This is a genomic window from Terribium retamae, assembly GCF_022347545.1.
Taxonomy (GTDB): domain Bacteria; phylum Pseudomonadota; class Alphaproteobacteria; order Rhizobiales; family Rhizobiaceae; genus Mesorhizobium; species Mesorhizobium retamae.
Genome location: NZ_JAKREW010000041.1, coordinates 1 through 25,121 on the forward strand (window position 1 = coordinate 1; position 25,121 = coordinate 25,121).

Consider the following 25,121-nt stretch of genomic DNA (forward strand, 5'->3'; position numbering starts at 1 on the left):
GCCGCGCGCGAAATGGCCGGCGGCGGGCTGCAGGGCATAGCGAGGCAATTCGGCGGGGGGCTCGACTGACAGCGCATAGGTCCTGACCGACGAGCGCATCGCGAAATGCAGGAACCAGTCGGTGATTTTCCAGTGGCCGCTGGAGGCCGCGACATCGAAGACACCGCTCCAGGCAAACAGCACCGCCGCCACCGGCAGCGCGATTACGGCAAGCGCGATCTTTTGCCAGCGTGGGCGCATCAGCCTGCTCCTCGCCGGCGAGCGCTGAGGATGCCTGCCAGCAGCGACACGCCGCCGGCCAGATAGACCGCGCCGCCGACGCCGAGCATGATCACGGCACCGAACTGCTGGTCCAGGCTGGCGCTCAATTGGGTGCCGAAGCAGGTCACGTCGTCCATGCCGTAGAGGGGGCGCGGGCTGAGCGCCATCAGCGCGCCGAGCAGCGTCATATGCATCGACGTCAGCAGGAGCGCGAAGGCGCCGGTGGCGCGGGAGAGGCTGTCGTGGCTGCCGGCCAGGCAGGACAACCACAGGAAGAGGCCGGCGCCGAGAAACGAAAGCTGTTCGGCAACCGTGCCCAGGGTGGAGGTCTCGGCCCACAGCCGTGCCGCCGGCGCATGCCAGCCCCACACGACGACGAATTCCACGAGCGAGGCGATCACCGGTGCGGCCCCGGAGCAATTCCAGGAAAAGTGCGCAGCGGTTTTCCGTCCGGAATTGCGTAAAAACAAGGAGCTGGAGCGTTTCCGCGTTCCCGGTAAAAGCGGAAACACTCCAGGCAGCGCCACGGGGAGCCTGTCGGCTAGCCCCAGCGCCAACAACGGAGCAGCCAGTGCCACCACGCCCATATGGGCCAGCATGTGCGCCGCGACCGAGTCGCGCCATGCCGTCAGCAAAGGCCCGAGCCAGACGAGGGCGAGCAGGCCGAGCCCGGCGATGAAGCTTGCCCGCCTCATCACATGTGGGCTTGCCCGCTTCATCGCACGCACTCCGTCACGAACCACGCCGGAAGCGCAACCATGATGACGGCGACGAAGCACAGGCCCGACAGCAGCAAAGTCGCAAAGCCCTGGAACAGCAGGCGATCATGCCGGGTCGGATCGTCATGCGGCGGATCGTGCGCGCCGAAGCCCCATTGGCGCCAGGCAAGCCAGGCCGAAGCCGCGATCAGGACGAGCGCGACTACGGTGGCGCCGGCGATGCCGATGCGCACGGCGGCGAAGCTGATGCCGATCTGGTCCTGCTTGGCGCAATAGACGGCGGCGATGCCGTAGCAGAACAGGAAATGCGCGGCCCAGACGACCGGGGCAGTGAACAGGGTCCACAGCGTTTCGATGGGTTTGGGGATGAACCGCATGATCACCCCGCCTCCGGAAACAGGCCGATGACCAGGAACGTCAGCACCGCCTGGATCAGCACGAAATGCCAGTAGAGCGCGCTGTTGCGCAGGTCCATGTCGTACAGTGCGGAGAGCCGTCCCGCGAAACTGCGGGCCAGGCAGTAGAGATGCATCACAACGCCGACAGCGGCGTGAGCGACCACCCAGAGCACCAGAAGCCAGACGATGGCCGGGTAGACATGGCTGGCCGGATCCATGCCATGCTGCCAGGGTCCGGCGAGTGCAGCCGCCGACGCGGCGAGCGCAAGCAAGGCGGAAACCCCCAGGCAGGCTCGCATGGGGGCTTTTCGTTCGCCGGCATTCAGCGTTCTCGCGATCAGCGTGGCCGCCCATGCGCCGCCGAACAAGGCGGCTGCGATGAGCGGCCATGCCATGCCCGGCCCTGCCTGCCCGGCGGTGAAATCGGCGTGGATGGTCCAGTAGAAGAAATAGCCGAAGATCAGGCTGGCGAAGGCGGTCGCGTCGCCCACCATGGTGATGAACATCGCCCACCATCCGACCGAGGCCGAGCCGGAGGCATGGAGCGGCAGCATCAGCCCATGGCCGACGTCCTTTTCCTCGGCTTCCGGGATGACATTGGTGCCGGTCCAGAGCCAGTACAGCACCGCGCAGAGGCTGGCGATGGCGGCGACCGCAGTCACCAACCACCATTTGAAGGTCAGCGCGACAAAGACGGCGCCCAGCGTGACCGCCGAGACGATGGTGACGCCGGAGGTGCCGCCGACGCGCAGCACCTGGACCGGCTCGGCATCGAGCACGGAGGTGACCAGCCCTTCGCGCTGACCCTCCGGTGCGTCGGCGAGGTAGCCGCGGCCCTCGGCGACGTCGCGCAGCAGGGTCGGCTGCTCCCACAGCGGATAGCGGCTGGTGATCCGGGGAATGGAGCGGACGCCCCAATTCTCCTTCGGCTCGGAAATCCATTCGAGCGTGCCGGCATTCCAGGGGTTCAGTTCGCCGCCCGTATGCCGGTGCTTGGGGCGCAGCACATCGAAGATCACGACGAGAAGCCCGGCGGCGAAGATATAGGCGCCGATGCTGGAAATGAGGTTGAGCCAGTCCCAGCCCGTCTCGGAAGGATAGGTGAAGACGCGCCGTGGCATGCCGCGCAGCCCGGCGAGGTGCATGGGAAAGAAAGCGACGTTGAAGCCGACGAACATCAGCCAGAACGCGATGCGGCCGAGCCGGTCCGACAGGTGCTGCGCATCGATCAAGGGGTAGTAATAATAGAGGCCGGCGATCACCGGAAACAGCATGCCTCCGATCAGCACGTAATGCAGGTGCGCGACGACGAAATAGCTGTCATGCGCCTGCCAGTCGAACGGTGCGAGCGCCACCATGACGCCGGTGAGCCCGCCGATGACGAAGATCGCGATGCCGCCTGTACCGAACAGCATCGGCGTCGAGAAGATCACGCGCCCGGCCAGCATCGTGGCGATGAAGACGAAGATCTGCACGCCGGTCGGGATGGCGACGGCTTCGGAGGCCGCTGAGAAGAAGGCCAGCGAGATCTGCGGCAGCCCCGTGGTGAACATGTGGTGCACCCACAGGCCGAAAGACAGGAAGCCCGTGCCGACGGCCGCGAGCACGATCCACGAATAGCCGACGATGGGCCGCTGCGCGAAGGTCGGTACGATCATCGCCATCAGCGCGATGGCGGGCAGGAAGATGATGTAGACTTCCGGATGGCCGAAGATCCAGAACAGGTGCTGCCACAGCAGCGGGTCGCCGCCGCGCGCCGCATCGAAGAACGGCCAGTCGAACATGCGCTGCAGTTCGAACAGGAGGTCGCCGGCGATCAGCGGCGGGAAGGCGAACAGGATCATGCCGGCGACGATCAGCAGGTACCAGGCAAAAAGCGGCATCAGGTTGATGCGCATGCCGGGCGCGCGGCATTTCATGATCCCGACGATGATCTCGACCGCGGCGGCGATGGACGCCACCTCGATGAAGGAAAGGCCGAGCAGCCAGATGTCGGCGCCGATGCCCGACAGTTCCTCGTCCGTCGCCAGCGGCGGATACATGAACCAGCCGCTGGAGGGCGCGGCATTGAAGAAGATGGAGCCGCACACGAAGACGCCGCCGAGCAGGAAGCTCCAGAAGCCGAAAGCGCCGAGGCGGGGGAAGGGCAGCTCGCGGGCCCCCAGCATCGGCGGCAGCAGGAAGATGGCGATCGCTTCGAAGATCGGCACCGCGAACAGGAACATCATCACCGTGCCGTGCAGGGTGAAGGCCTGGTTGTAGAGATCTGCCGAGATGAGGTCGTTGTCGGGGAAAGCCAGCTGCGCGCGCATGATCAGCGCCAGGACGCCGGCAAACAGCATGAAGGCGAAGGCCGCGCCACCGTACCACAGGCCGACCTGCGTGTTGTTGACACTGGTCCAGTAGCGCCAGCCGGTCGGGTTCTGCCAGACCGCGCGCAGGCGCTCTTCCTGTGCCTGGCGTTCGGGCGTGCCGCTCATTCCAGCCGCCTCAGCCAGCTTGCCAGCACGCGGATGTCTTCGCGCGGCAGCATGCCGAATGCCGGCATTTTCACGCCCGGTTTGATGCGATCGGGATCGGCGATGAAGCGCTCGATGTTGTCGGTGGTGTTGGGCAGGATGCCGGCTGCCAGCGTAAGGCGTGACCCGAAATGCGAAAGATCGGGGCCGAGAACGCCTTTCGCCTCGGTGCCCGCGATCGCGTGGCATGCGCCGCAGCCATGGCGCCGGAACAGCTCCGCGCCGCTGGCCGCCACAGCCGGAGAGGGTTTCGCCTGCGCCGCCAGCCAGCGGTCGAACGCCTCCGGCGGCAAGGCCACCGCCTGGAGCGCCATCAGCGCGTGCGAGGTGCCGCAATATTCGGCGCAAGGCCCCCGGTAGGTTCCGGGTTTGGTCGCCTGCAGCGACAGGCGGTTGGTGCGGCCCGGGATCATGTCCATCTTGCCGCCGAGCGACGGTATCCAGAAGGAATGGATGACGTCGTTGCTTGCAAGGCTGAGTTCGACCCTCTGGCCGACCGGCAGCCTGATCTCGTTGGCGGATGTGACGGTGACGCCGTCCGGGGAGCGATAGACCACGCGCCACCAATACTGGCTGCCGGTGACCTCGATCCGCAGTCCGGAGGCTGCCGCAGCCCCGAAGGGGCGCAGCGCCGGCATCAGCCACAGGGCATAGGCAAGCAGGCCGACCACCACGGCCGACGGCAGCACCGCGCCGCCCCACAGGATCAGGCGGCTGGCGGCGGCCTCGCTGTGGCTGCGGCTTCGAGCGGCGTAGAGGAGAAGAGCGACGACCAGCAGCCAGACAATGGCGCCGCCAGTCGTCATGACCCAGAACAGCTGCGCAATGGACGCAGCCTCCTGCCCCGCCGCATCGAGTGCCGACTGGTTGCCCGAGCAACCCGCCAGCGTCAGACAGGCCAGGCCGGCTGGCTGGATTCCGGGAGGGGGTCTAGCCGCGACAGCCATGCGTCGCAGGGTCGTCGCTGCTGTTCTTCAGGGTTCGCTTTCCTGGTGCAGGCGTTCCGCGCACCTGCCGAACGGGCCACTCGCGTGAAGCAGACATGAGGGTTCCCCGGTTTTCGTGCCGACGGTCTGACAACTGCCAGGACGCAGCTTGGTTCCTTTTTGTAGCCGGACACTGCGGAAGAGATCGGCTGCGCTCCAACCTGCAATCTCCGGGAACGTCGGTGAAACCGCCGCGTTTCCAAGGCATGCAACCGATACCATTCGACAGGCCTGTTCTGATCTACTTCGGAAAACCGGGACGGACCCGCACCGTCAGTTCCGTTTTCGAAGCGGAGCATTGCCTCAAGAATGAAAAGTGGCCGGGAAAGCGGAAGGTCGCCTGGCAACAGGCCATCAATGTCATGGACGCGATCAAGCTGAGCCAGGCCACGCCGGACGAGGCCAGGCAATCCTTTGAACGCGCGGCCGAAGAAGCGGGAATTCTCGCCATCGTGCGGGATGTCCATGGCTGAATTGTCGAGGCGGCTCCAATGAAAGCGTTCAATCACAGCTTTGAGAAAACGATCGCCGATTTCCTGCGCAGCCTGATCGTGGAAATCGCCCCGAACGCCCTTCGGGTCGGACAGTCCGGCGGGCGTGAAGGCACGACACAGGCAAAGCGGCGGCAGAAGCCGGGCAACTGAGCTGGCAACCGCTCCGGCTGTCGCCAACGACTTGCCGTCATCCTTGTTCGAACCGCTTGCTCAGATAAGGCGAACCTGCGAGCCCGAACCGCCATGCCTTGTCGGTCGCCTTTGAAATGCCTATCCGGGCACCGACGATCACCGGAACATAGGCGACGGGCGGCACGAGGGTAAATCTCGGGTCCTGCAAGGACAGCCCGTTATGGGATGCGTCTATCCCGAGCGCCAGCGCCAGCCGCCCAGGTCCCGAACAGAACAGACGAGGTTCCGTCAGGCCGCGGCGCTCGCTCATGCGGTCGAAGCCATGAAGCGGCTCGAGTGCCCGCAGCAGAACCGCACTGCCGCGCTGGCACACGAAATTGAGGCACCAGTGGAGGCCGTAGGAACGGTAGACGTAGACATGGCCCGGAGGCCCGAACATCGCGGCATTGCGGCGCGTTTCACCCCCGAAACTGTGCGAGGCCGGATCGTCGGCGGCGTAAGCCTCGGTTTCGACAATGATGCCGCCGACGCCGTCGACACAGAACTCCGTTCCGATGAGTTCGGCCGCGACCCTGTCCGGCGCACGGTCCCAGAAGAGCCTAAACCTGGCCTCCGCATCCGCATCGTGATCAGCTTTTATGTCCATCGCCCAACATGCCCGATTATAAGCCCAGTTGCTCGAATGTGCATTGATGGGGGGCTTTGTCGGGTCGCCAGCGCAATAGCCTGGTGCCGTGCCGGAACCGCCTTCCCGTCACATGGTCGAACCGTACTTCGACGACCAGCGTCGGTTTCAGCGGCTCCCAGGCCGCGCTTCGTTCCGTGCTCCACCGGCTCGGGCCACCGGGCGCGTTGCCCGTAAAGCCGGGTGCTTGCCGCAGCTTTTCCAGCCGTCTGGTCAATGCTGCCCTGTCCTCGTTGCGGATGGTGGAGGTGAAGCCGACATGGTCGAGCTTGCCGTCGTCGTCATAGAGACCGAGGAGCAGGGAGCCGACCTCCTTCTTGCTGCCGAGATAGCGAAACCCTCCGACAACGCAGTCGGCGCTGCGCAGCAGCTTGACCTTCACCATCTCGCGAACGCCGGACAGATATTGTCCATCGCGTCTTTTCGCGACGATGCCGTCGGTCCGCCCGGTGTTGCGTGCCGTCAGCCATCGGCCGGCTTCCTCGGCATCGAGGGTCACCGGCGACAGTTCGATGTCCTTCGAATTCAGGGATTTGGCGAACCTTTCCAGCACGTCGCGCCGGGTCGACAACGGCCTTTCCCTCAGATCCCCGCCGGTCGTGTCGGCGAGCATGTCGAACAGGATCAGCTTCGCGGGCGTCTCGGCAGAAAGCTTGCGGATGCGGCTGGCCGCGGGATGCAGTCGCATCTGCAGGGCTTCGAACGAATAGCCGCCGGACAGTTCGATGACGATCTCGCCGTCGATGACGAAGCGGGAGGCCGGCAGGCTCCGCAAATGGCCGACGATTTCGGGAAAATACCTGCCGAGCGGCTTGCCGGATTTGCCCCGGATGTCGACCGCGTCGCCGGATTTGAAGGCCAGGCAACGAAACCCGTCCCATTTCGGTTCGTATTGCCACGCTGCGCCGTCGACCGGGATCTCCTGCGCCAGCCTTGCCTCCATCGGCGCCGTATCGAGCGGCAGTGGGAACGCCTCGGCCTCGGCCATGATCGCGGCTCCGGCCACTACGAGGCTTTGCGCGTCCGCTGCGCGGCCGAGATCGCATCCTCCAGCGAGCGCTCTCCATCGCAATAGTCCGCCCAGGCTTCCGTCTTGGAGAGCAGGGCCGGTACCGTGCGCAGCGTGAAGCGTTTGGGATCGAGGTTCTTCCGCACCTGGCTCCATGTCAGCGGCATCGACACCGTTGCGCCCTCGCGCGCCCGCGGCGAAAGCGGCGCCACCGCCGTCGACATGCGGTCATTGCGCAGATAGTCGAGGAAGATCCGTCCCTCTCGCAGTTTCTTCGACATCTTCGTCAGGTAACGATCGGGGCTCTCCGACGCCATCGTCATGCACACGGCATGCGCAAACCCCTTTGCTTCGTCCCATGTGAGCTTGCGGCGCTTGCCGGCCTTGAGCGGCGTGACCACGTGAAGGCCCTTGCCGCCGGTCGTCTTGCAGAAGGTGACCAGCCCCAATTGTTCGAGACGTTCCTTCAGTTCGTGCGCGGCTTGGACAACGCTGGCGAACGGCACGTCCGGCGCCGGATCGATGTCGAACACCAGGCGTCCGGGCAGCTCCGGTTGATGCGGCTCGCAGTTCCACGGATGCAGTTCCACGGCGCCGAGCTGGGCGACGGCAGCCAGGCCCTCGACCCTGTCGATCTGGAGATAGGGCTTGCGGTCGCCGAAAACCTCGACCCGTTCCAGCAGGTTGGACGTTCCCTGCATCGCGTGGCGTTGAAAGAATTTCTCCCCGCCGATGCCGTCGGGCGCGCGGATGATGGAGCAGGGACGGCCGCGGATATGGTTGATCATCCAGGGACCGACAGCCTCATAATAGCGGGCCAATTCCTCTTTGGTGATCTCTTCGGCGTCATCGGTTGCCGGCCATAGGACCTTGTCAGGGTTGGAGATCAGCAGGCCCATCACATTCGCCTTTCCGGCGCGACGCGAGGACCGGCGGCCGGCCGGTGTCGGCTCCAGAACCTCAGTGTCCGCATCAGCGGGCTTTTCCGCCTCCACTTCGCCGGCGGCCTTGTCTTCCCGCAGGCCTTTGAACGCCGCCTGCCTGACGAGGCCGTCCGCCGTCCACCCGGCAAATTCGATTTCCGCCACCAGTTCGGGTTTGATCCAGACGATTTTGTCGCCGCGTTTGGAGACAAGGCCGCTGGTGAATGGCGAGCTGGAGATTTCAAGCGGCTCCAGGGCGGCCAGAAGCGTTTCGCCCTTCTTCCCGCCGAAGCCGGTTCCGACACGGCCCGTATAGACGAAGCTCTTGCCGCGATGGACGCCGACCAGCAACGAGCGGAACCGGCCATTGGTGGTTGCATAGCCGCCGATCACGACTTCATGCCCGGCCCTGCATTTCGATTTCGCCCAGCTCGCCGAACGGCCGGAGGTGTAAGGAGCCCCGGATTGCTTGGAAATGATGCCTTCCAGATGCAGGCGGCAGGCGGACCGCAACACCGCGTCGCCGGCCGTCTCGAAATGTTCGACGAAGCGGATGTTGTCGTCCAGGTCGACGGACGCGAACAGATCCTGGAGACGCGCCTTGCGCTCCTCCAGGGGCAGGCGCCGCAAATCTTCCCCGCCGTCGAACAGGAGGTCGAAAGCGAAGTAGACGAGTTCTCCTGTCTTGCCCTCGCTGAGTGCTGCCTGCAAAGCGGCGAAATCGGGCGCGCCATTGTGGTCGAGTGCGCAGACCTCGCCGTCGATGATGGTGTCCGGAAGCGCCTCCGCTGCAGCCGCGATCGCCGGATAACGTTTCGTCCAGTCGAGCCCTTTGCGGGTCCTGAGCGTGACCTTGCCGCCGCTGACGCGCATCTGGATGCGATAGCCGTCGAATTTGATTTCGTGCAGCCAGCCCTTGCCGCCCGGCGGCCGCGACAGGGTCTGGCAAAGCTGGGGAGCGATGAAGTCGGGCATGTCCGCGTGTTTGGCTGCCGGGGCCTTGGCGCGGGCGGCCTTGCGCTTGTCCGCCGCGAGTCCGCTCTTGCTGTCCCAGACGGCGTCCGCATTCACGGCCGGCTGCTCCAGCATGAAGGGCCTTGGCTTGCGCCCCTTGCCCGCCGCGATCTCGTCCATGGTGCGGCCCGAGGCGACCGAGGTGACGTTCTCCTCGAGAACGGCCGCGCCATCCTTCTCGACGGAGGTTGCGTCGCGATGCTTGATCAGCAGCCAGTTGTTGCGCTTGCCCTTGAACCGGTCGCTGTCCATGCGGACCAGAACGAAACTGCCCTTGAGACGCTTGCCGTCGAGCTGGAACTTAAGGTCGCCCTTCTTGAGCTGCTGCTGAGCCGAGCCTTTGCCCTCGGGCTCCCAATGGCCCCGATCCCACAACATGACCGTGCCGCCGCCATATTGTCCCTTGGGGATCGTGCCTTCGAAATCGCCATAGTCGAGCGGATGGTCTTCAACCTCCACCGCAAGCCGCTTGTCATGCGGGTCCAGCGACGGCCCCCTGGTCACAGCCCAGGATTTGAACACGCCATCCAGTTCGAGCCGCAGGTCGTAGTGGAGACGGCTGGCATCGTGCTTCTGGATCACGAAACGCAACCGGTTCGACGCCTTGACGTCGACACTGCCGCTCGGCTCCTGCGTGGCTTCGAAATCCCGTTTTGCTTTGTAGGTCGAGAGCTTGTCGGACGGCACGGTACACCTCGCATGCAGTTGCGGAACTGCCAACGAGGAATGCAGGGGAAGAAAGCGGGTTCCAGAATGGTTCGGCGCGCCAGCGCAATTCCAGGGAAACTGTGCAGCGTTTTCCGTCCGGAATTGCGTAAAAACAAAGAGTTGGAGCGTTTCCGTGGAAAAACGGAAACACGCTAGCGCCGGGCTCGTTTTTCGCTGCCCCACAAGGCGCGCTGGATCAGATTGCGCCGGCCCTTGCGGGGCGTGAGGTCGATGTCGCTGACGAGCTTTGCTCCGCCCTTGCGCCGTTCCAGCGTGATCTTGCGGGTGTGGTAGGCTTCCAGTTCCGCCCGGTGCGCGACGCTGATGACGGTCACCTCCGGCAATTCGCGGATCACCGCTTCCATCATCTTGTTCTGGCTTTTCTCGTCCAGCGCCGCCGTCGCCTCGTCCAGCACCACGATATCGGGCCGATGCAGGAACAGGCGCGCGAAGGCGAGGCGCTGTTTTTCGCCGCCGGACAAGGTCTGGTCCCAGGGCGCATCTTCCTCGAGCTTGTCCTTCAGGTGGCCGAGGCCCACCTTGTCCAGGGTCGCCTTGATCGTTTTGGGCGGCCACTGCTCGGCGGCGCCGGGATAGGCAACGGCGCGCCGCAATGTCCCTGTCGGAACGTAGGGGCGCTGCGGCAGCATGAACAGCCGCTTGTCGGTATGGAAGTTGATGCTGCCGCTGCCCCACGGCCACAGGCCGGCGATGGCGCGCACCAGCGTGGATTTGCCGGAACCGGAATCGCCGGAAACCAGGACCCGCTCGCCCTGTTCGATCGCAACTTCGGTCTCGTTGACGACCGCCGTGCCGTCGTCGAGCGTCACCGAGAGGTCGTTGAGGCGGATCATCACCTCGCCCTTGGCCTCGCCATGGTCGATACGCCCGAGCGCATCGCTCTGTTCGGCACGCTCCAGCCCGTCGAGCGACATCATCAGCGAGGCGACGCGGCGGGCGGACGCGTTCCAGTCGGCGAGGCGCGGATAGTTGTCGACCAGCCAGCCGAACGCCCCTTGCACGATGGCGAAAGCCGAAGCCGCCTGCATCACCTGCCCGAGCGTCATGGAGCCGTCGAGGAATTTGGGCGCACACAAAAGCACCGGCACGACGGGAGCGAACAGGCTCGATCCTTGCGACACCATGGCTGTGCGCATGTGCTGGCCGGTGAGACGGGCCCATCGCGCGAGCACGACGGCAAAGGTCCTGTCGATGCCGCTGCGTTCTTCTTCCTCGCCGCCGAGCAGGGCGATGCTCTCGCCGTTTTCGCGCACGCGCGTCAGCACGTAACGGAACTCGGCCTCCGCCTGGTTCTTCTGTTCGGAAAGCTGGACGAAGTTGCGCCCGATGATGAACATGGAGATGGAGGTGATGCTGGCGTAGATCACCGCGGCAACGACGAGGAAGCCTGGAATGGTGATGGTCGAGGTGCCCAGCGGGAGGGTCAGCGCGCCGCCGATCGTCCACAGCACCACGATGAAGGTGGAAGCCGATAGAAACGCGTTGAGCACGCCGGAAATAAAATCGACCGGCGATTCCGTGGCGATGCGCAGGTCTTCGGTCAGGCGGGCTTCCGGGTTCTGGTGATCGCCGCTGACCAGGTTCAGCTGGTAGTAGCGGCCGTTGCTCAGCCAGCGTGCGATGAGCGCCGTTGTCAGCCAGGACCGCCAGCGGCGCTGCATCGTCATGCGCAGATAGACCTGCGCCACGACCAGGCTTCCGCTGACCAGCACCAGGGGCACGAAAACCGCGCTCAGGAAATAGACGGTGCTGGCGTCGCGCTTCTCGATGGCGTCGAAGATCGAGCGGTTCCAGACATTGATGCCGTACTGGAAGCCGACATTGACGCAGATCAGCACCAGCAGGCCGATCGCCAGCGGCCAGCTCAGCCTGTCGCCGCGTCGGCTCCAGTAACCACGCGCGCTGATCCAGAACCGCCGGAACAGGTATTTCTTGCGCGCCTGCTCCGCCTGCTCGGGCGTCAGCTGCGGGCTCGGCTCGTCTCCTTCGGGGGGAGGCGGGCGATCCTCGCCGACGGCCTCCGGTTCCTTCTCGATCTCGTCGATGGGTTCCGGGTGCGCAATGGCTGCCTTGGCGTTCCGTCGCGCTTTCGCTTGCGGCTTCCGGCTCGGCTTCTTGGACGCTCCGGTCCCCCGGCGCGGCCCGGCAGAGCCACGCTGTTTGACGACATCGGAATGGCTCTGTTCCGCTTTCGGCATCGCGCTCACAACGGCTCAAAATCCAAAAGGTTTCAGAAGACCGGGCCAGCACGCTTGCCGAATTTGGCGCAGGCAATGCCCGGCCGTTGGCCAAGCGTTTGGAACCTTCGGTCCGGGCTGCGGTTTCGTTGACAATGGAGGTCGCCATGGCCAATACGAAAGAACCCAAAAATCTTCCGAAGACGCCGAGGACTGTTCCGAAGCGGCCCGGCACGGACCCGAGCAACAAACCTGCCAGGGATGCGCGCGAGGACCCCGCTCCCAATCCGGAGGCCGGCGGCGATCTGCCGGAAACCAATACCCGCGCGGAGGTCGAGAAAGTGCGCCCAAATGTGAGGCGCTAACCGGCCCGCGATCTGCGAGGGCGGGCTGCCTGAGGGTCTTCGACGAGACGATACCGGAAGTGATCTCGGATCCTGCGGTTGAAGAAACGCCCCTTGGAAAAAGCCTTCCGGAACTCCGCATCGATGTTCGGCGGAACGTCCTCATAGTCATATCGCTTTCCGCTGGCGACGAACCAGACGGACAGCACCCTCCTGTCCGGGTCGTATTCGAATTTGCGGATCGAGGTCGACGGCATGACATTGTCTCAAGCGATACGCAGCGCAATGGCCTGACACCCGGCGCCGATGGCCGGCAGGCCATCGGAGATTCCAACGGCCTCCTGGTTAGCAAGCTTCGGCGCGCGCAAAGGTTCCGGCTTTCATGGCGCTCCCGGTCGTCGTCGGGAATCCGGGTCCGCGGATAATTGGAACCTCCGTCCCTGTCGCCGCTTTCGCTTTTTACGCAATCAATGAGGCAGCCATGGCGCGGCAAGTCTTCTGGAAGGGATATCTCAAGCTCTCGCTCGTCACCTGCCCCGTCGCCATGACGCCGGCGGTCTCCGGCCGCGAGCAGATCCGCTTCCACACCATCAACAAGAAAACCGGCAATCGCGTTCGCAGCCAGTATGTCGATGCCGAGACAGGCAAGCCCGTAGCCGATGACGACGAGGCAAAAGGCTATGAGGTCGAGGAAGGCAAGCTGATCGTCTTCACCGACAAGGAACTGGAAGCCGTCGAACTGGAAAGCACGCGCACGATCGATATCGACACTTTCGTGCCGTCCGAGTCGATCGGTTGGATCTGGTACGACCGGCCCTATCTCCTTGTCCCGGACGACAAGGTCGGGGAAGAGGCGTTTGCCGTGATCCGCGAGGCGATGAAAGCGACTGGGATGGTCGGCATCGCCCGCCTGGTGATCTCAAACCGCGAACGCGCCGTCCTGCTTCGCCCTCGCGACAAGGGCATCGTCGTATGGACCTTGCGGTACGGCGACGAGGTTCGCGATGCCAAGGATTATTTCGGCGAGATCGACAAGGCAAAGATCGCCGCCAAGACGCTGAAGCTCATGCGCAAGGTGATCGCCAAAGACATCGAAGCCTGGAGCCCGAAATTCTCGCACGATCAGCTGCAGGACAGGCTGCGCCGGCTGATCAAGAAGCGCAGTGCTGCACTCAAGAAGCCGGCGAGAAAGAAAACTGCCAAGGACGAGCCTGCCAGCAACGTCGTTTCCATCACTGACGCGCTGCGTGCGAGTTTGCAGAAAGAACGTCGGAAAAGTCGGTGAACCTCAATGCATGTACGTCGCGATTCCAGAACGCTTATGATGATCGCCGCGATCTTCGGCGCGGTTGCCATTGCCTGGGTGGTGATCTTGTGGCGGGCCGGCTGGTTTTGATTGGCGGCCAGAGCTTGTCGATTTTTTGAACCGATCGCGGCGCGATCCGTTAGTGGGTGTCCAACTAGCCTTTACCTGCGCCGCTTATGGTTTACGCCACGGCGGCGCTTCTTTTTGGCATCCTTGGCTGGTCTCTGCGCTCAGGCAGAACCGGGTTCAAAGCAGAAAACCCTGTGATTGATTTTTTGAAACCAACCGCTCGGCAGCCCGTTGGTCGGTGGTCTGACTAGACACCCAACTGCGCCGCTTACGGCTGTCCGCCTCGCGGCGCTTTTTTTGGTTCGGTCTCCCGGGCGTCCTTCGCAGCATCAATTTCGTCAATGCGCACGAGTTCCAAAATTTTGAGGGTGGTCGCAGGCGCCCCCCGAGACGAAGCTGAAGAGGGCGTGCTGCCTGGGCCAGCCCGACTTCGCAAGGGAGCGGCCGGGCTGGCGGGCCGACGCGATTATCGAGAGGGTCGTGTCAGCCGTGGGTTAACTGCGCCGGCTCCCTTTCGGTTCAAATTCATTTCAAAGTGCCGGACACAGTGTCGGCAGTCGGGAGCGCCCGCCTGTCTTTTGGAACCAAGCGATGCAAGTCCGGTTTTGAAAAGACGGAAAGGCCGGCAGCAATGAGATCGTTCTTCTACGGCGCGTTGGCAGGCTTGGCAGCCACCATGGCCATGACCAGCTTCATGCAGCGGGCGCACGCCAAGCTGCCGCCCGGTCAGCGTTATCCTTTGCCGCCGCGGGAAATCGTCGACCGTACCGTTGGCCTCGAACGGGAAAGCGCTGCACGTACGGCGACCATGTTCTCCCATTTCGGTTTCGGCGCTCTGGCGGGAGCCCTGTTCGCGCTTCCGGCAGTAAGCCGGATGGGCGGTGTTGCCTATGGACTGGGCGTCTGGGGGGCCAGCTACTTGGGATGGCTGCCGGCTTCGCGCATCCTTGCCCCGGCGATCCGCCATCCGGGCCGTCGCAACCTGTTGATGCTTGCTGCGCATGTCGTCTGGGGTGCTGCGCTGGCCAGGTCCTTCGAAGAACTCAACGCAGCAGAAAGAGCCTTCGGCCGTGAAGCTGGCGAGGGCAAGCTGCCGGCGGAACGCAGGGAAATGGAGGAAAGACCATGACCTCGAATGGCGTATTCTGGCTCGACACGCCCAAGCAGGCAAAAGCCGGCAAGATCTCTTCCGATCTGGAACTGGACGTCGCCATCGTCGGTGGCGGCATGGTCGGGCTGAATTGCGCTTATCTGCTCGGCCAGACCGGTCTTGACGTCGGCGTCTTCGAAGCGCGCCGCATCGGTCGGCAGGCAACGGGAAAGTCGACGGCTAAGATCACCTCGCAGCATGGCGCGAAATACCGGTCGCTCTTGAAGGATTTCGGGAGCGACGGCGCCCGGCTCTATGCCGATGCCAACCAGCGCGCGGTGTCCGGCATTGCCGAGCTCTGCAATTCGTTGCCGGACAAAGCTGCCATCGAGCGCCGGGATGCCTATGTCTTTGCGCGCACGCCGAAAGAGGCGGACGATCTGCGGGACGAGGCAGAGGTCGCCGCGGAGCTCGGCCTCCCGGCCGCGTTCGTTTCCGATGCCGGCTTGCCTTTCCCGGTCGAAGGAGCGTTGAAGTTTTCGGCCCAATACCAGTTTGACCCCTATCTTTACCTGACCGGACTTGCGGAATTGCTGCGCGGCAACGGCTGCCATGTCCATCAAGACAGCCGTGTCGAAGACATCGTGGCCGACGGCGTCGCCGACCCGCTGGTTCTGCGGGTGGACGGGCACACGGTGAGGGCAAGGTTTGCCGTCGTCGCCACGCAGATGCCCATAATCGGCGACGGGCTGTTTTATGCCCGGGCCTTCCCGCTCGCCCATCCTGTCGCGGCGGTTCGAATGCCTGCGGACCTTCAACTCGACGGCATGTATCTCAGTGCCGGCCAACCCTCCATTTCCATCCGCACCGCAAAGCGCCGCGAGGACGACTATTTGATCGTGGCCGGCCCGGAATTCAGGCCGGGCGAGCCGGGCGGGCAAGCCGACGCCGTAGACCAGACATTGGCCTTCTTCGACCGGACGCTCGAAGCCGGACAGCCGACGCATCTGTGGATCAACGAGGATTTCCGCTCGATGGACGGCGTGCCGTTCATCGGCCCGGCAACCGACGACAAACCCAATCTGCTTGTCGCCACCGGCTTCGGCGCATGGGGCATAACCCAGGGCTATGTGGCGGCGGAGGTCCTGGCCCATAGGATCCTCGGCAAGGAACATGCCTGCCGCGACCTGTTCGATGCGACACGGATCAAGCCTGTCACCGGCGGCCCCAGCTTCCTTGCGGAAAACGTCAAGACAGCCGTTCATCTTGTCGGCGATCGTTATCTGGGCGGAAAGACGGTCGAACTCGACGCCATCGAACCGGGGCAGGGCGGGGTGATCAAGCATGACGGCGAGCTTCTGGCCGTGCGCCGCGGCGAGGATGGCGGACTGACGGCGCTTTCCGCAAGTTGCACCCATCTCGGCTGCACGGTCGATTGGAATGCCGTTGACAGGACCTGGGATTGCCCCTGCCATGGTTCGCGTTTCGAGGAGAATGGCGAAGTGCTCAGCGGACCCGCGAAAGCGCGTTTGCCGGCGAGAGAGCTGGCGTCCGGCAAGAAGAAGGTCACGGTGTGAAAGTCGCGGTCGTCGGTGCCACGGGGTTGATCGGCAGCGCCCTGTGCGCTCGCCTGGCTCATGAGGGCCATCAGGTACTCGGCGTGGTGCATCGGCCAAACACCACCTGTTTCGCCTGCACGGAAACCGTCTCTCTGAATATGAACGAAGCCGGCCGGGCCGATTGGATCACCGTGCTCGAAGGCTGCGACGCCGTGGTGAATTGTGCGGGCGCCTTGCAGGACAGCGCGACGGAAGACGTTTTCTCTGTTCACGCCAAGGGCGCGGCGGCGCTGTTTGCAGCATGCGCGCGCGCCGGCGTCAGGCGGGTCATCCATTTTTCGGCGATCGGGGTCGACCGCGCCCAGCCGTCGGAATTCTCGGCGAGCAAACTCGCCGGCGACACCACGCTGATGGCTTCCGAACTGGAGTGGGTGATCCTGCGGCCGTCGGTCGTGCTCGGAGCTCCGGTGTTCGGCGCGAGTGCCCTCATGCGTGGGCTGGCGGCACTGCCCTGGTTGCCGTCGATGCCGAATACCGCCGCGCTCCAGCCGGTCCAGTTGGAAGACGTCGTGTCCACCGTCGTCTACTTCCTTCGGGCCGACAGCCCGTCGCGTCTGGCGCTGGACCTGCCGGGCCCCGGAACCTTCAGCATGAATGAGCTCGTGGCAAAGTACCGGGCGTGGATGGGCTGGCCGCCGGCATGGCGTTTCGAGCTTCCCTCGGCACTGGCAGCGTGTCTCTACCGCCTCGGCGATCTGGCCGGCCTGCTGGGTTGGCGCCCGCCTGTGCGCAGCAATGCCGAAAAGGAGATGCGCCGGGGTGCCACCGGCGATCCGGCAGCGTGGACCGCCGCGACGGGCATTGTGCCCGCCGGTGTCGACGCGGCCCTGCTGGCGCGTCCTGCAACCGTGCAGGACCGCTGGTTCGCCGGCGTCTATTGGGTGAAGCCGCTGATCTTCGTCATTCTCCCGTTCTTCTGGATCATGACCGGGATCATTTCGCTGTCGGTCGGCTGGCGATCCGGCGTCGAGCTGATGCTGGTCGCCGGCGCCGGGAGCTTGTCGGCGCCGTCAGTCGTTGCGGGCGCTTTGGCCGATATGATTGTCGGCGCTCTGATCGCCGGGCGCAGGACGGCACGGTACGGCCTGCTCCTGGCGCTCGCCCTCGCAGGGTTCTACGGCATCGCCGGATCCATCCTCAGGCCGGATCTCTGGGCCGAGCCGCTCGGACCGCTCATGAAGATCTTGCCGATCATGCTGCTGCATATGATCGCTCTGGCGATTCTCAAGGAGCGATGAGATGATGTATTTCTTCTTCCTCAAATTCCTTCACATCATCGGTGCCTCGGTGCTTCTGGGTACCGGCGCCGGGATAGCCTTCTTCATGCTTCTCGCCCACCGTACGGGCCACGCCGTCACCATTGCGGCAACCGCCCGCATCGTCGTGATCGCGGATTTCCTGTTCACCGCCAGCGCTGTCGTCCTGCAGCCCGTCACCGGAATCCTGCTGGCACGCGAAGCCGGCTATTCCTTGTGGGATGGCTGGATCGTCCTTTCGATCATCCTCTACATCGTGACGGGCCTGTTCTGGCTGCCGGTTGTGTGGATGCAGATGGAAATGCGTCGTCTGGCCGAGCAAGCCGCAGCCGACGGTTCTCCGCTGCCTGCGCGTTACCATACGCTTTTCCGCTGGTGGTTCGCCTTCGGCTTCCCGGCCTTCGCCGCGGTGGTCGCGATATTCTGGCTCATGATCAGCCGTCCCGAGATCGGCTGGTAACGGCGTCGTTTGACAGCTGGTCTCCCGGAACCGCTCAAAAGAAGCCGCCTTGCGGCGGCTTGAAAATAAGAGCCCTGCTACGGCTATTTGTTCAGACCGTTGGCCATGTCGAGATGATGTTGAAGGTGGGGCAGCGTTTTGCCCGCCCAGGCCTTCAGGTCCGGCTGCTCGCCCTCTTCGCTGTACCTTTTGAAGAGATCGACGGCGTCTTCATGCGCGTCGACCTGATCGGCGTGATATTGCTTCGTGAAATCGTCGCCTTGCAGCGACTTCAGATTGTCGAGCGTCTTCTGCTGCGCATCCACCATCGCCGTTGGCAGCGTGGCTTTGACCTTCCCGCTCGAAACGAGGTCTTTCAGCTCGGTCGTCGTTTTCGTATGGTCGGTGACCATCTGTTGCGCGAAAGTCTTGGTCGCCTGGTCTGAGCGCTCCTGCGCCAATTTGCTGGACTCGATCTCGAACATGTCGCTCGACGCTGCTTGCGTCACGAAATCCTGGGTTGTGGGGGCAATTCCCAGCGCCGAATTCACGCCGGTTTTTTCGGTCGCGGATTGTGCCCAGGCTCCTGTCGAGATCAGCAGGGCGACTGCTGTAGCTGTGAGAATTTTCATGGGTTGGTTCTCCGGTTGCATAGTTTAACCGGGCAAGCAGCCGCGCGTTCCTTTTTGTTGCCTCCCGGCACCCGTCTCTGTCTGGCCGTCGCCAAGCGGGGCAGCTGTGGGGATCGCGCGGTGACGAAGAAGCCTCGTGCGGGTCTCGAACGCCTCGCTCCCGGCTTTCCAAGTCGACTCGGGACAGCGGCTCGGAGCGGTTTCATATTGTGATCGAAAAATTGGAACGATTGCCGAATTCTCTCCTTGATGTTGCGGGCGCGGGAAAGGGAGAGGGTGATGCACACCACCACCAAGATCGCGCTTTTCAGCGCCACTGCCCTGGCTTTGTTCGGCGCGGCAGCCATTTCCGATCCCTTGCCGCCCGATCTGACCTATCGCCCCTTGCCGTCGCTGCCCTTCTCCAAGGTCAAGCAGACGGACGAGGCGCAGAAGCCAGCCGTCATGGACCGGCAGCACGCCCTGCTGGGTGATCGCTACGACCTTTCGGATCGCACCATTGCCGACGTCGCCATGTCAGGTGGCCGCAAGGGCGTGCAAGCCGGCGTGCGGGTCAAGACGGCGCCCGGCGGCGAATGGGATGAGCTTGCTTCGCTCACGCCGCAGCAGATCCGTGATCGCAACCTGCTGCCCCTCGGCTTCCTGCCCTTGCCGCATGTGAAGCAGGCGACCGGCGGCCAGGTCTTTCCCGAAAAGCAGATCGGCGAGATCGGCCGGGACGAAGGCCGCGACCTCAGGCGGTTCGACGTCGACTTCGACCTGCCGGACCATTTGACGCCCGAATTTCCGCCGCCGATCTTCCTGACCACCCATCCCGAACTCGGCGATGTCTCGCGCGGCGATCTTCTGACCATCCGCAACTTCTACGAATACATGAACGGCATCGTCACCCCGGTGCAGATGGAAGGACTGCGCCTGCTGCTGACGCCGTTTCCGCAGGAAGAGTTCAACCAGACCGAAGACCGCAAGGTCGCGGCCCAGAGCACCGGCGTTGCCTGTCTCGACTGCCATTCGAATTTCCACACCAACGCCGCGTTTCACCTGACGCCGGACGTTCGCCCCCAGGCCGAGCGCTTCCGGCTGGACACGACCAGCCTCAGAGGCATGTTCAACCAGCAGATTCACGGCTCCAAACGGTCGCTGCGCTCGATCGAGGACTTTACCGAGTTCGAGCAGCGTACCGCCTATTTCAATGGCGATCATGTCAGCGCGACGCGCAAGGGCGTCAACCTGCCCGACCGCCCGAACCAGGTGGCGATGATGGCGCAGATGCAGAACATCATCGATTTCCCGCCGGCGCCGAAGCTCGACTCTGCAGGACGGCTGGATCCCGCCAAGGCGACGGACCGGGAACTGGCCGGCGAGAAAGTGTTCATGGGCAAGGGGCGCTGCGCCGAATGCCACAACCCCACGCAATCGTTCATGGATAACGCCATGCACGACCTGAAGCTTGAGCGTTTCTACAAGGTCGGCCAGACCTTCAACGACCAGGTCGCCATCCCCGACGGCCCGATCAAGACTTTCACCCTTCGCGGCATCAAGGATTCGCCGCCCTACCTGCACGATGGCCGGCTGCTCACGCTCGAGGACACCGTCGAGTTCTTCAATCTCGTGCTGCAGACGAAGCTGACCCGCCAGGAAAAGGACGACCTCCTGGCCTATCTGCTGACGCTTTGAGCGGAGGAGATCATGATGCGTTTATGGATCGTCGCGTTCGGTCTGGCCGTGATGCCGTCCTTGGCCGCAGCCCAGATCGGCAACCCGGCCGGCCTTGCCCCTGACACCCGGTTCAAGGCGCCCGGCGTGCCCGAGGCCAACCAGACCAATTATCAGGACAGGCTCTTCGCGCAACTCATGACCGCCGGCGGGCTGGCTGAGGTCGATCTGGGCAAGCTTGCCGTGTCGAAGACCGATCATCAGGGCATCCGCGCCTACGCTCAGCAGATGATCGACAGCCACGGCAAGGCCAACAAGGCGCTGGGTTCGATCGCCGAGAAGAGCAGAATGCCGGTCCCGGCCGAGCCCGGTGAAGATCAGAAAATGGCCCGCTCCCATATCGACGGTCTGAAGGGCCGCGAGTTCGACCTCGCCTATCTGGCAAACCAGGTGGTCGAACATCAGAAAGCCGCCAGCCTTCTGGCCTGGGAAATCGGCTCCGGTGAAGACGCCGCCTTGCAGCGCTTCGCGATGGAAACCTTGCCCACCGTGCTTGAGCATTTGCAGATGGCGCGTGATCTGACGGCAGAACTGACCTTGCAGGCCCAGGCAGCCAAATAATTGGAACGCAGCCGGGCCAGCGGCGATTAGCCGTGTGTCGGTCGAGTGCAACGCGCCCGTTACAGGAATACGCGCACTCTGCTCCAGTCTTTTCGCTCGATCGGAAGGAGCATCGCGATCTGTAGCGCGGCACCAGAGAGGAAGCACACGGATGTCTGAATCACGCGAATGGCTTGTCCAGTGGCTGAGGGATGCCCATGCCATGGAGGAGCAAGCGATCACGATGCTGTCCGGCCAGATCGATCGGATCGAGAACTATCCGGAACTCAGGGACCGCATGCAGATGCATCTCGACGAGACGCGAGAACAGGCGGCCCGGATAAGACGCTGTCTCGACGAACTCGGCCATGACGCCTCGACCGCCAAGGATGCAGGCGGCAAACTGATCGCCATGGGGCAGTCGTTCAGCGGGATCTTCGCAGGCGACGAAGTCATGAAGGGATCTCTGGCCAGCTACACTTTCGAGCACATGGAAATTGCTTCCTACACCATCCTTTTGGCAGCGGCCGAGACCCTCGGAGAGACCGCGATCGCGAAAGTCTGCGAGCAAAATCTGCGCGAGGAGAAAGCGATGGCGGAGTGGCTCCAAAACCATCTTCCCGACGTGGCCAACCTCTTCCTCCGGCGCGCGAATATGGAAAGCGACGCTGCGAAGCGTTGATCGGCGAGGAGCCTGGCAATGCGTAGATGGATGGAATTGCGTGCACTGATCGTCACGGCGATCGTGGTCATTGCAGTGGTGGTCGCCTTCCTGACGATCGACGGCAGCCGGGACACCGCACCGGTGAAACGGGCGCAGGAGCAGAATTCGGGTGCTAATGCGCCGCTCGAGCGCAATGCATCTCCGGGCACCGTTCCGCAACCGGACGGCAGTGCGCGCCTGCCGGAAAACCAGCAGTGACCGAGGCCGCCAAAGGCAGCAGAAGTGACATGCTTGAAGGAGCGTGAGGGCCCGCAGAGTGAGCCGAGCGGGTTTCTCGGATCGGGAGTTTGAATGAGCCAGGACATCAAGGCCTTCGCAGAAGGTTGGGTCGAGCGGAACGTGAATGAGGCTACGCTCCTCCGCGACGCCGAAAGCGCCGCGCGTGTCCATAGCGAGCGCTTCATGGCGGATGCGCGCGCCAACGGAATCGTCTCCGGCGAGGTGAACAGCTTCGCCGATACCGCCTTGATCGACGCTCTCAAGTCCGTTTCCGCTGATAAAGCCCAGTTTCGTCCAACGCCCGGCATCGGCAACGACAATGATCCTACCCTGAGGGGCAGGGATACCCATCAAGTTCTGGAAGACCACCTGCGGCTGAGGCTGGAGGGCCGACTGGAAGAGGATCTGCAGCGCAACTACGCCCCGGACGTCGTCTTGCTCACGGTCAATTCAAACAGCAAAGGCCATCACGCGATCAGAATGTCGGCGAAGCGCCTGGCGGAGCAGTTGCCCGATGCTGATTTCGAATTCGTTATGAAACAGGTCAGCGGCAGTTTCGCGCTTCTGGTCTGGAAAGCTCGTTCTCCCCGCCAGGAAGCACATAGCGGTGCCGACACTTTCGTGATCGAAAACGGTCTGATCAGGCTGCAAACCATCCACTATCATCTTACGGCCGAGTAAAGCTTCGTCGGGTGCCGGGTGCGCAAAGCCCCAGCCGGATGTAGGCTGGGCCGTCCAACCGATGTTGCTGAATTCAGCGGAAGGAGGATATCCGATGCCGGAACAGCTGAAGTTGTTTGCCGACGAAACAAGTGAGCCGCACGGCTTCCGTCTACTGCCGTCGTTCATCAGCGCACAGGAAGAGCGCGCATTGATCGAACACATCCAGGGCCTTCCCCTCGCGCCCTTTCAGTTCGGGGCCTTCGAGGGCAAACGCAGGGTCGCCTCGTTTGGATGGCGCTACAACTATTCGCTGCTCAAGCTGGAGTCGGCAAACCCCGTGCCGGACTGGTTGCGGCCGCTCGCACACCGCATCGAAAGGTTCTTTGAGCTGCCGGACGAGGCTATCCAGCAGTTCCTCTGCACCGAATATGACGAAGGCACCGGCATAGGGTGGCATCGTGATAAGCCGCATTTCGACCAGGTCTTTGGATTGTCGCTCGCCTCGGCGTGCAAGTTCCGGTTTCGCCGCAAATCAGGTGCGGCATGGCAACGCCTGGCCTTCGATGTCGAACCGTGTTCACTCTACAGGATGTCCGGCGCATCCCGACACGACTGGGAGCACAGCATTCCACCGGTGCCGGCACGGCGCTATTCCGTCACGTTCAGGACGATGGTGGCGGCCTGAATTCGCGGAGCTGTGACGTGGGCCGAGACGGCGAATGCCGTCGTCACCCGATGATGCGCGCGATCAGCCGCAGGTCGAGCGCATCCTGCGCCGTAAGATAGCAATTGTCCTTCGCCCGCTCGAAGAGATCATCAGCGGACATGCTGCTGCCTTTCACGAAATGCTCGAAGTCTTCGCGTTCCACCCTTTCGGCCGTTTCGAGCGCCGAGGATTCTTCCCGAACGATCTGCATGCATGATTTTATCGGGCCTTCCAGCGTGATCGTGCGCGAAATGTGGCGCTCGTGGATCAGCAATGTCGCGTCAGGCGTCAGAAAGCGGTTCGCACAATCGAAGGCGGAAAAGATGGTGATGCCTGCCGACATCACGGCGGTCTTGCCGATGGCATAGGCATTCTTGCCGCTGCGGGTCTTGAAGACGCGTATCTCGAGGGCGATGCGTCTTGCCGTATCGGCGTCGCCGCCCTGCGTCATCAATTCGAGGATAAGGTCTTCGTTGCTGGCCCTGACGTCACCGAGCTGCTTCATGAAGGTCAGGAACAGATCGTCGTTGATCATGCCATTGATCTGGACGTTGGATCCGACCAGCAGCTTGTCGTCGCTTGGGGGTTGCGCCGGTCCGTCCGGCGGCTCCGCGTCGTGGTTGGTAGCGCGCCCATTGTCGGGGCGATAGCTCGGCATATGGATCATGGAATTCTCCTTTGGCCGCGACCCTTGCCATTGGTTATGGATGGGAGGTTCGATGCGGGACGAAACGGTTGTGTGAGTCTCCGCCGGGTTCAGCCGATCAGCGGCGTTGTCAGGGTGCGGTCTATGCCTCTTGCCGGCGGGCGGACGGGGTAGCTTTCCTGCTCATAGGTCCAGACCTTGAACGTGGTCAGCTTGTGCGGGCCGAAGCTGTGCAGAAGGGGCACGTCGGTGGCATCACGACCGCGTGCGACGACGACGCGGCCGATGCGCGGAACGTTATGACGGGCGTCGAACGTGTACCATCTGCCGTCGAGAAACGCCTCGAACCAGGCGTTGAAGTCCATCGGCGCCGGATCCGGAGGCACGCCGATATCGCCAAGATAACCGTTCACGTAGCGCGCCGGGATATTCATGCAGCGGCACAGCGTGATCGCGAGATGTGCGAAGTCGCGGCAGACGCCGACACGCTCTTCATGCGCCTGTGCCGCGGTGCGCGTGGCCCTTGCATAACCATAGCCGAACGAGAGCCGGTTGTTCACATAATCGCAGATTGCCTGGACCCGCGCCCAGCCCGGCGGGACATGCCCGAACAGCCGCCAGGCGAGATCGCTGAGGTGATCGGTTTCGCAATAGCGGCTGCCCAGCAGGAAGACGATGGTTTCCGGCGGCAGCGCTTCGACAGGCGTTTCGCCCGCCAAAGGGTTGCAGGGTTCGGCTTCGCCGCTGTCCTCGACCAACGCATCGTAGAGGATTTGAAAACCACCTTGCGGAGCCATGTAGCGCCGGCAGCTGTTGCCGAAACTGTCCTCGTAGACATCGCATGCCGTAAAGGGCGAGGTCAGCACCTTTGTCTGGCGCTTGATGTCGTGCTGCCGGTCTTTGTGGACGTCGAGAAGGGAGATGACCGGCATGGGTTGCGGGCAGTCGATAGCGATCTCGTAACCGAGCCTGATCAGCATGCGGCCATCTTTCTTTTTGGAGCTATCTTCAAAACGTTGAGCCGGCTTCGGCGTTCCGAAAAACAACGTGCAGCCAACGCAGCCGGGGGAGACATGAAACCGTGACGGCGAGCTCTCCGTTTCTCC

General features: G+C 63.3%; 26 protein-coding genes and 1 pseudogene. 14 read left to right on the forward strand and 13 right to left on the reverse strand.

Features of this window, described 5'->3' with window-relative positions:
- From L4923_RS25395 to coxB, 5 genes and pseudogenes are all read right to left on the reverse strand, one after another.
- Positions 1-240 (reverse strand): annotated as a pseudogene (locus L4923_RS25395) (c-type cytochrome); the annotation flags it as partial.
- Positions 240-980 (reverse strand): cytochrome c oxidase assembly protein, encoded by a 741-nt coding sequence (locus tag L4923_RS25400; protein WP_239369897.1) that lies wholly within the window; start codon positions 978-980, stop codon positions 240-242. The gene L4923_RS25400 and the pseudogene L4923_RS25395, both read right to left, overlap by 1 nt.
- The gene (locus tag L4923_RS25405; RefSeq protein ID WP_239369898.1) at positions 977-1,357 is read right to left on the reverse strand and encodes a hypothetical protein; all 381 of its coding nucleotides are present in this window, start codon (positions 1,355-1,357) and stop codon (positions 977-979) included. The genes L4923_RS25400 and L4923_RS25405 overlap by 4 nt, the downstream gene beginning before the upstream one ends.
- A gap of 2 nt (positions 1,358-1,359) precedes the next feature.
- Positions 1,360-3,858, reverse strand: a complete 2,499-nt coding sequence (gene ctaD / locus L4923_RS25410) for a cytochrome c oxidase subunit I (RefSeq protein WP_239369899.1) — start codon at positions 3,856-3,858, stop codon at positions 1,360-1,362.
- Positions 3,855-4,844 (reverse strand): cytochrome c oxidase subunit II, encoded by a 990-nt coding sequence (coxB, locus tag L4923_RS25415; protein ID WP_239369900.1) that lies wholly within the window; start codon positions 4,842-4,844, stop codon positions 3,855-3,857. Before coxB ends, ctaD begins: the two co-directional genes overlap by 4 nt.
- Positions 4,845-5,065: 221 nt before the next feature.
- Here coxB and L4923_RS25420 point away from each other — a divergent pair, with 221 nt between their 5' ends.
- Positions 5,066-5,356, forward strand: coding sequence for a DUF982 domain-containing protein (locus L4923_RS25420; protein WP_239369901.1), 291 nt, complete (start codon positions 5,066-5,068; stop codon positions 5,354-5,356).
- 18 nt (positions 5,357-5,374) lie between these two features.
- Positions 5,375-5,527 (forward strand): hypothetical protein, encoded by a 153-nt coding sequence (locus L4923_RS25425; RefSeq protein WP_239369902.1) that lies wholly within the window; start codon positions 5,375-5,377, stop codon positions 5,525-5,527.
- A 37-nt stretch (positions 5,528-5,564) separates the two neighbouring features.
- Here the strand turns inward: L4923_RS25425 and L4923_RS25430 are convergent, their stop codons facing one another.
- From L4923_RS25430 to L4923_RS25445, 4 genes are all read right to left on the reverse strand, one after another.
- Entirely contained in the window at positions 5,565-6,155 is a 591-nt protein-coding gene (locus L4923_RS25430; RefSeq protein WP_239369903.1) for a DNA-3-methyladenine glycosylase, read from the reverse strand.
- A 16-nt stretch (positions 6,156-6,171) separates the two neighbouring features.
- Positions 6,172-7,182 (reverse strand): ATP-dependent DNA ligase, encoded by a 1,011-nt coding sequence (locus L4923_RS25435; protein ID WP_239369904.1) that lies wholly within the window; start codon positions 7,180-7,182, stop codon positions 6,172-6,174.
- A 17-nt stretch (positions 7,183-7,199) separates the two neighbouring features.
- On the reverse strand, positions 7,200-9,827 hold the full coding sequence (ligD, locus tag L4923_RS25440) for a DNA ligase D (protein ID WP_239369905.1): 2,628 nt from the start codon (positions 9,825-9,827) through the stop codon (positions 7,200-7,202).
- A gap of 173 nt (positions 9,828-10,000) precedes the next feature.
- Positions 10,001-12,067 carry an ABC transporter ATP-binding protein/permease gene (locus tag L4923_RS25445; RefSeq protein WP_239369906.1) on the reverse strand — a complete coding sequence of 689 codons (2,067 nt, stop codon included), beginning with the start codon at positions 12,065-12,067 and terminating at the stop codon, positions 10,001-10,003.
- Positions 12,068-12,213: 146 nt separating this feature from the next.
- Between L4923_RS25445 and L4923_RS25450 the strand changes: the two genes are divergently transcribed.
- Positions 12,214-12,411 (forward strand): hypothetical protein, encoded by a 198-nt coding sequence (locus L4923_RS25450; RefSeq protein WP_239369907.1) that lies wholly within the window; start codon positions 12,214-12,216, stop codon positions 12,409-12,411.
- Here the strand turns inward: L4923_RS25450 and L4923_RS25455 are convergent.
- Positions 12,408-12,647: a KTSC domain-containing protein gene (locus tag L4923_RS25455; protein ID WP_239369908.1), complete on the reverse strand. Its 240-nt coding sequence runs from the start codon at positions 12,645-12,647 to the stop codon at positions 12,408-12,410. The genes L4923_RS25450 and L4923_RS25455 overlap by 4 nt on opposite strands.
- Positions 12,648-12,871: 224 nt before the next feature.
- Between L4923_RS25455 and ku the strand changes: the two genes are divergently transcribed.
- From ku to L4923_RS25480, 5 genes are all read left to right on the forward strand, one after another.
- Positions 12,872-13,675, forward strand: coding sequence for a non-homologous end joining protein Ku (ku, locus tag L4923_RS25460; protein ID WP_239369909.1), 804 nt, complete (start codon positions 12,872-12,874; stop codon positions 13,673-13,675).
- Between the two features lie 721 nt (positions 13,676-14,396).
- Positions 14,397-14,894: a DUF1440 domain-containing protein gene (locus L4923_RS25465; protein WP_239369910.1), complete on the forward strand. Its 498-nt coding sequence runs from the start codon at positions 14,397-14,399 to the stop codon at positions 14,892-14,894.
- Positions 14,891-16,432 carry an FAD-dependent oxidoreductase gene (locus L4923_RS25470; RefSeq protein WP_239369911.1) on the forward strand — a complete coding sequence of 514 codons (1,542 nt, stop codon included), beginning with the start codon at positions 14,891-14,893 and terminating at the stop codon, positions 16,430-16,432. The genes L4923_RS25465 and L4923_RS25470 overlap by 4 nt, the downstream gene beginning before the upstream one ends.
- The gene (locus tag L4923_RS25475) at positions 16,429-17,712 is read left to right on the forward strand and encodes an SDR family oxidoreductase (protein ID WP_239369912.1); all 1,284 of its coding nucleotides are present in this window, start codon (positions 16,429-16,431) and stop codon (positions 17,710-17,712) included. The genes L4923_RS25470 and L4923_RS25475 overlap by 4 nt, the downstream gene beginning before the upstream one ends.
- Positions 17,713-17,716: 4 nt before the next feature.
- A complete protein-coding gene (locus tag L4923_RS25480; protein WP_239369934.1) occupies positions 17,717-18,190 on the forward strand; it encodes a DUF2269 family protein in 474 nt (157 codons plus the stop codon).
- A gap of 83 nt (positions 18,191-18,273) precedes the next feature.
- Here the strand turns inward: L4923_RS25480 and L4923_RS25485 are convergent, their stop codons facing one another.
- Positions 18,274-18,801, reverse strand: a complete 528-nt coding sequence (locus L4923_RS25485) for a DUF4142 domain-containing protein (protein ID WP_239369935.1) — start codon at positions 18,799-18,801, stop codon at positions 18,274-18,276.
- A gap of 279 nt (positions 18,802-19,080) precedes the next feature.
- On the opposite strand from L4923_RS25485, the gene L4923_RS25490 reads away from it, so the two are divergent.
- From L4923_RS25490 to L4923_RS25515, 6 genes are all read left to right on the forward strand, one after another.
- The gene (locus tag L4923_RS25490; RefSeq protein ID WP_239369913.1) at positions 19,081-20,478 is read left to right on the forward strand and encodes a cytochrome B6; all 1,398 of its coding nucleotides are present in this window, start codon (positions 19,081-19,083) and stop codon (positions 20,476-20,478) included.
- Between the two features lie 12 nt (positions 20,479-20,490).
- Positions 20,491-21,078 carry a DUF4142 domain-containing protein gene (locus L4923_RS25495; protein WP_239369914.1) on the forward strand — a complete coding sequence of 196 codons (588 nt, stop codon included), beginning with the start codon at positions 20,491-20,493 and terminating at the stop codon, positions 21,076-21,078.
- A 151-nt stretch (positions 21,079-21,229) separates the two neighbouring features.
- Entirely contained in the window at positions 21,230-21,739 is a 510-nt protein-coding gene (locus L4923_RS25500; RefSeq protein WP_239369915.1) for a YciE/YciF ferroxidase family protein, read from the forward strand.
- An 18-nt stretch (positions 21,740-21,757) separates the two neighbouring features.
- On the forward strand, positions 21,758-21,979 hold the full coding sequence (locus L4923_RS25505) for a hypothetical protein (RefSeq protein ID WP_239369916.1): 222 nt from the start codon (positions 21,758-21,760) through the stop codon (positions 21,977-21,979).
- A 204-nt stretch (positions 21,980-22,183) separates the two neighbouring features.
- On the forward strand, positions 22,184-22,681 hold the full coding sequence (locus L4923_RS25510) for a hypothetical protein (RefSeq protein ID WP_239369917.1): 498 nt from the start codon (positions 22,184-22,186) through the stop codon (positions 22,679-22,681).
- A gap of 94 nt (positions 22,682-22,775) precedes the next feature.
- On the forward strand, positions 22,776-23,348 hold the full coding sequence (locus L4923_RS25515; RefSeq protein WP_239369918.1) for an alpha-ketoglutarate-dependent dioxygenase AlkB: 573 nt from the start codon (positions 22,776-22,778) through the stop codon (positions 23,346-23,348).
- A gap of 43 nt (positions 23,349-23,391) precedes the next feature.
- Here the strand turns inward: L4923_RS25515 and L4923_RS25520 are convergent, their stop codons facing one another.
- Positions 23,392-24,036 carry an ATP-dependent Clp protease proteolytic subunit gene (locus L4923_RS25520; RefSeq protein ID WP_239369919.1) on the reverse strand — a complete coding sequence of 215 codons (645 nt, stop codon included), beginning with the start codon at positions 24,034-24,036 and terminating at the stop codon, positions 23,392-23,394.
- A gap of 89 nt (positions 24,037-24,125) precedes the next feature.
- Positions 24,126-24,995: a transglutaminase-like domain-containing protein gene (locus L4923_RS25525; protein WP_239369920.1), complete on the reverse strand. Its 870-nt coding sequence runs from the start codon at positions 24,993-24,995 to the stop codon at positions 24,126-24,128.
- Between the last annotated feature and the right edge of the window lie 126 nt (positions 24,996-25,121).

Bases quoted from the DNA above. Each gene is read 5' to 3' on its own strand.
- L4923_RS25500 (WP_239369915.1), top strand. From the start codon at position 21,230: ATGTCTGAATCACGCGAATGGCTTGTCCAGTGGCTGAGGGATGCCCAT.
- L4923_RS25525 (WP_239369920.1), bottom strand. From the start codon at position 24,995: ATGCTGATCAGGCTCGGTTACGAGATCGCTATCGACTGCCCGCAACCC.
- L4923_RS25445 (WP_239369906.1), bottom strand. From the start codon at position 12,067: ATGCCGAAAGCGGAACAGAGCCATTCCGATGTCGTCAAACAGCGTGGC.
- L4923_RS25435 (WP_239369904.1), bottom strand. From the start codon at position 7,182: ATGGCCGAGGCCGAGGCGTTCCCACTGCCGCTCGATACGGCGCCGATG.
- L4923_RS25480 (WP_239369934.1), top strand. From the start codon at position 17,717: ATGTATTTCTTCTTCCTCAAATTCCTTCACATCATCGGTGCCTCGGTG.
- L4923_RS25455 (WP_239369908.1), bottom strand. From the start codon at position 12,647: ATGCCGTCGACCTCGATCCGCAAATTCGAATACGACCCGGACAGGAGG.
- L4923_RS25400 (WP_239369897.1), bottom strand. From the start codon at position 980: ATGAAGCGGGCAAGCCCACATGTGATGAGGCGGGCAAGCTTCATCGCC.
- L4923_RS25510 (WP_239369917.1), top strand. From the start codon at position 22,184: ATGGCGGATGCGCGCGCCAACGGAATCGTCTCCGGCGAGGTGAACAGC.
- L4923_RS25450 (WP_239369907.1), top strand. From the start codon at position 12,214: ATGGCCAATACGAAAGAACCCAAAAATCTTCCGAAGACGCCGAGGACT.
- L4923_RS25485 (WP_239369935.1), bottom strand. From the start codon at position 18,801: ATGAAAATTCTCACAGCTACAGCAGTCGCCCTGCTGATCTCGACAGGA.
- L4923_RS25495 (WP_239369914.1), top strand. From the start codon at position 20,491: ATGATGCGTTTATGGATCGTCGCGTTCGGTCTGGCCGTGATGCCGTCC.
- L4923_RS25425 (WP_239369902.1), top strand. From the start codon at position 5,375: ATGAAAGCGTTCAATCACAGCTTTGAGAAAACGATCGCCGATTTCCTG.
- L4923_RS25470 (WP_239369911.1), top strand. From the start codon at position 14,891: ATGACCTCGAATGGCGTATTCTGGCTCGACACGCCCAAGCAGGCAAAA.
- L4923_RS25520 (WP_239369919.1), bottom strand. From the start codon at position 24,036: ATGATCCATATGCCGAGCTATCGCCCCGACAATGGGCGCGCTACCAAC.
- L4923_RS25490 (WP_239369913.1), top strand. From the start codon at position 19,081: ATGCACACCACCACCAAGATCGCGCTTTTCAGCGCCACTGCCCTGGCT.
- L4923_RS25405 (WP_239369898.1), bottom strand. From the start codon at position 1,357: ATGCGGTTCATCCCCAAACCCATCGAAACGCTGTGGACCCTGTTCACT.
- L4923_RS25430 (WP_239369903.1), bottom strand. From the start codon at position 6,155: ATGGACATAAAAGCTGATCACGATGCGGATGCGGAGGCCAGGTTTAGG.
- ku (WP_239369909.1), top strand. From the start codon at position 12,872: ATGGCGCGGCAAGTCTTCTGGAAGGGATATCTCAAGCTCTCGCTCGTC.
- ctaD (WP_239369899.1), bottom strand. From the start codon at position 3,858: ATGAGCGGCACGCCCGAACGCCAGGCACAGGAAGAGCGCCTGCGCGCG.
- coxB (WP_239369900.1), bottom strand. From the start codon at position 4,844: ATGGCTGTCGCGGCTAGACCCCCTCCCGGAATCCAGCCAGCCGGCCTG.
- L4923_RS25465 (WP_239369910.1), top strand. From the start codon at position 14,397: ATGAGATCGTTCTTCTACGGCGCGTTGGCAGGCTTGGCAGCCACCATG.
- L4923_RS25505 (WP_239369916.1), top strand. From the start codon at position 21,758: ATGCGTAGATGGATGGAATTGCGTGCACTGATCGTCACGGCGATCGTG.
- L4923_RS25515 (WP_239369918.1), top strand. From the start codon at position 22,776: ATGCCGGAACAGCTGAAGTTGTTTGCCGACGAAACAAGTGAGCCGCAC.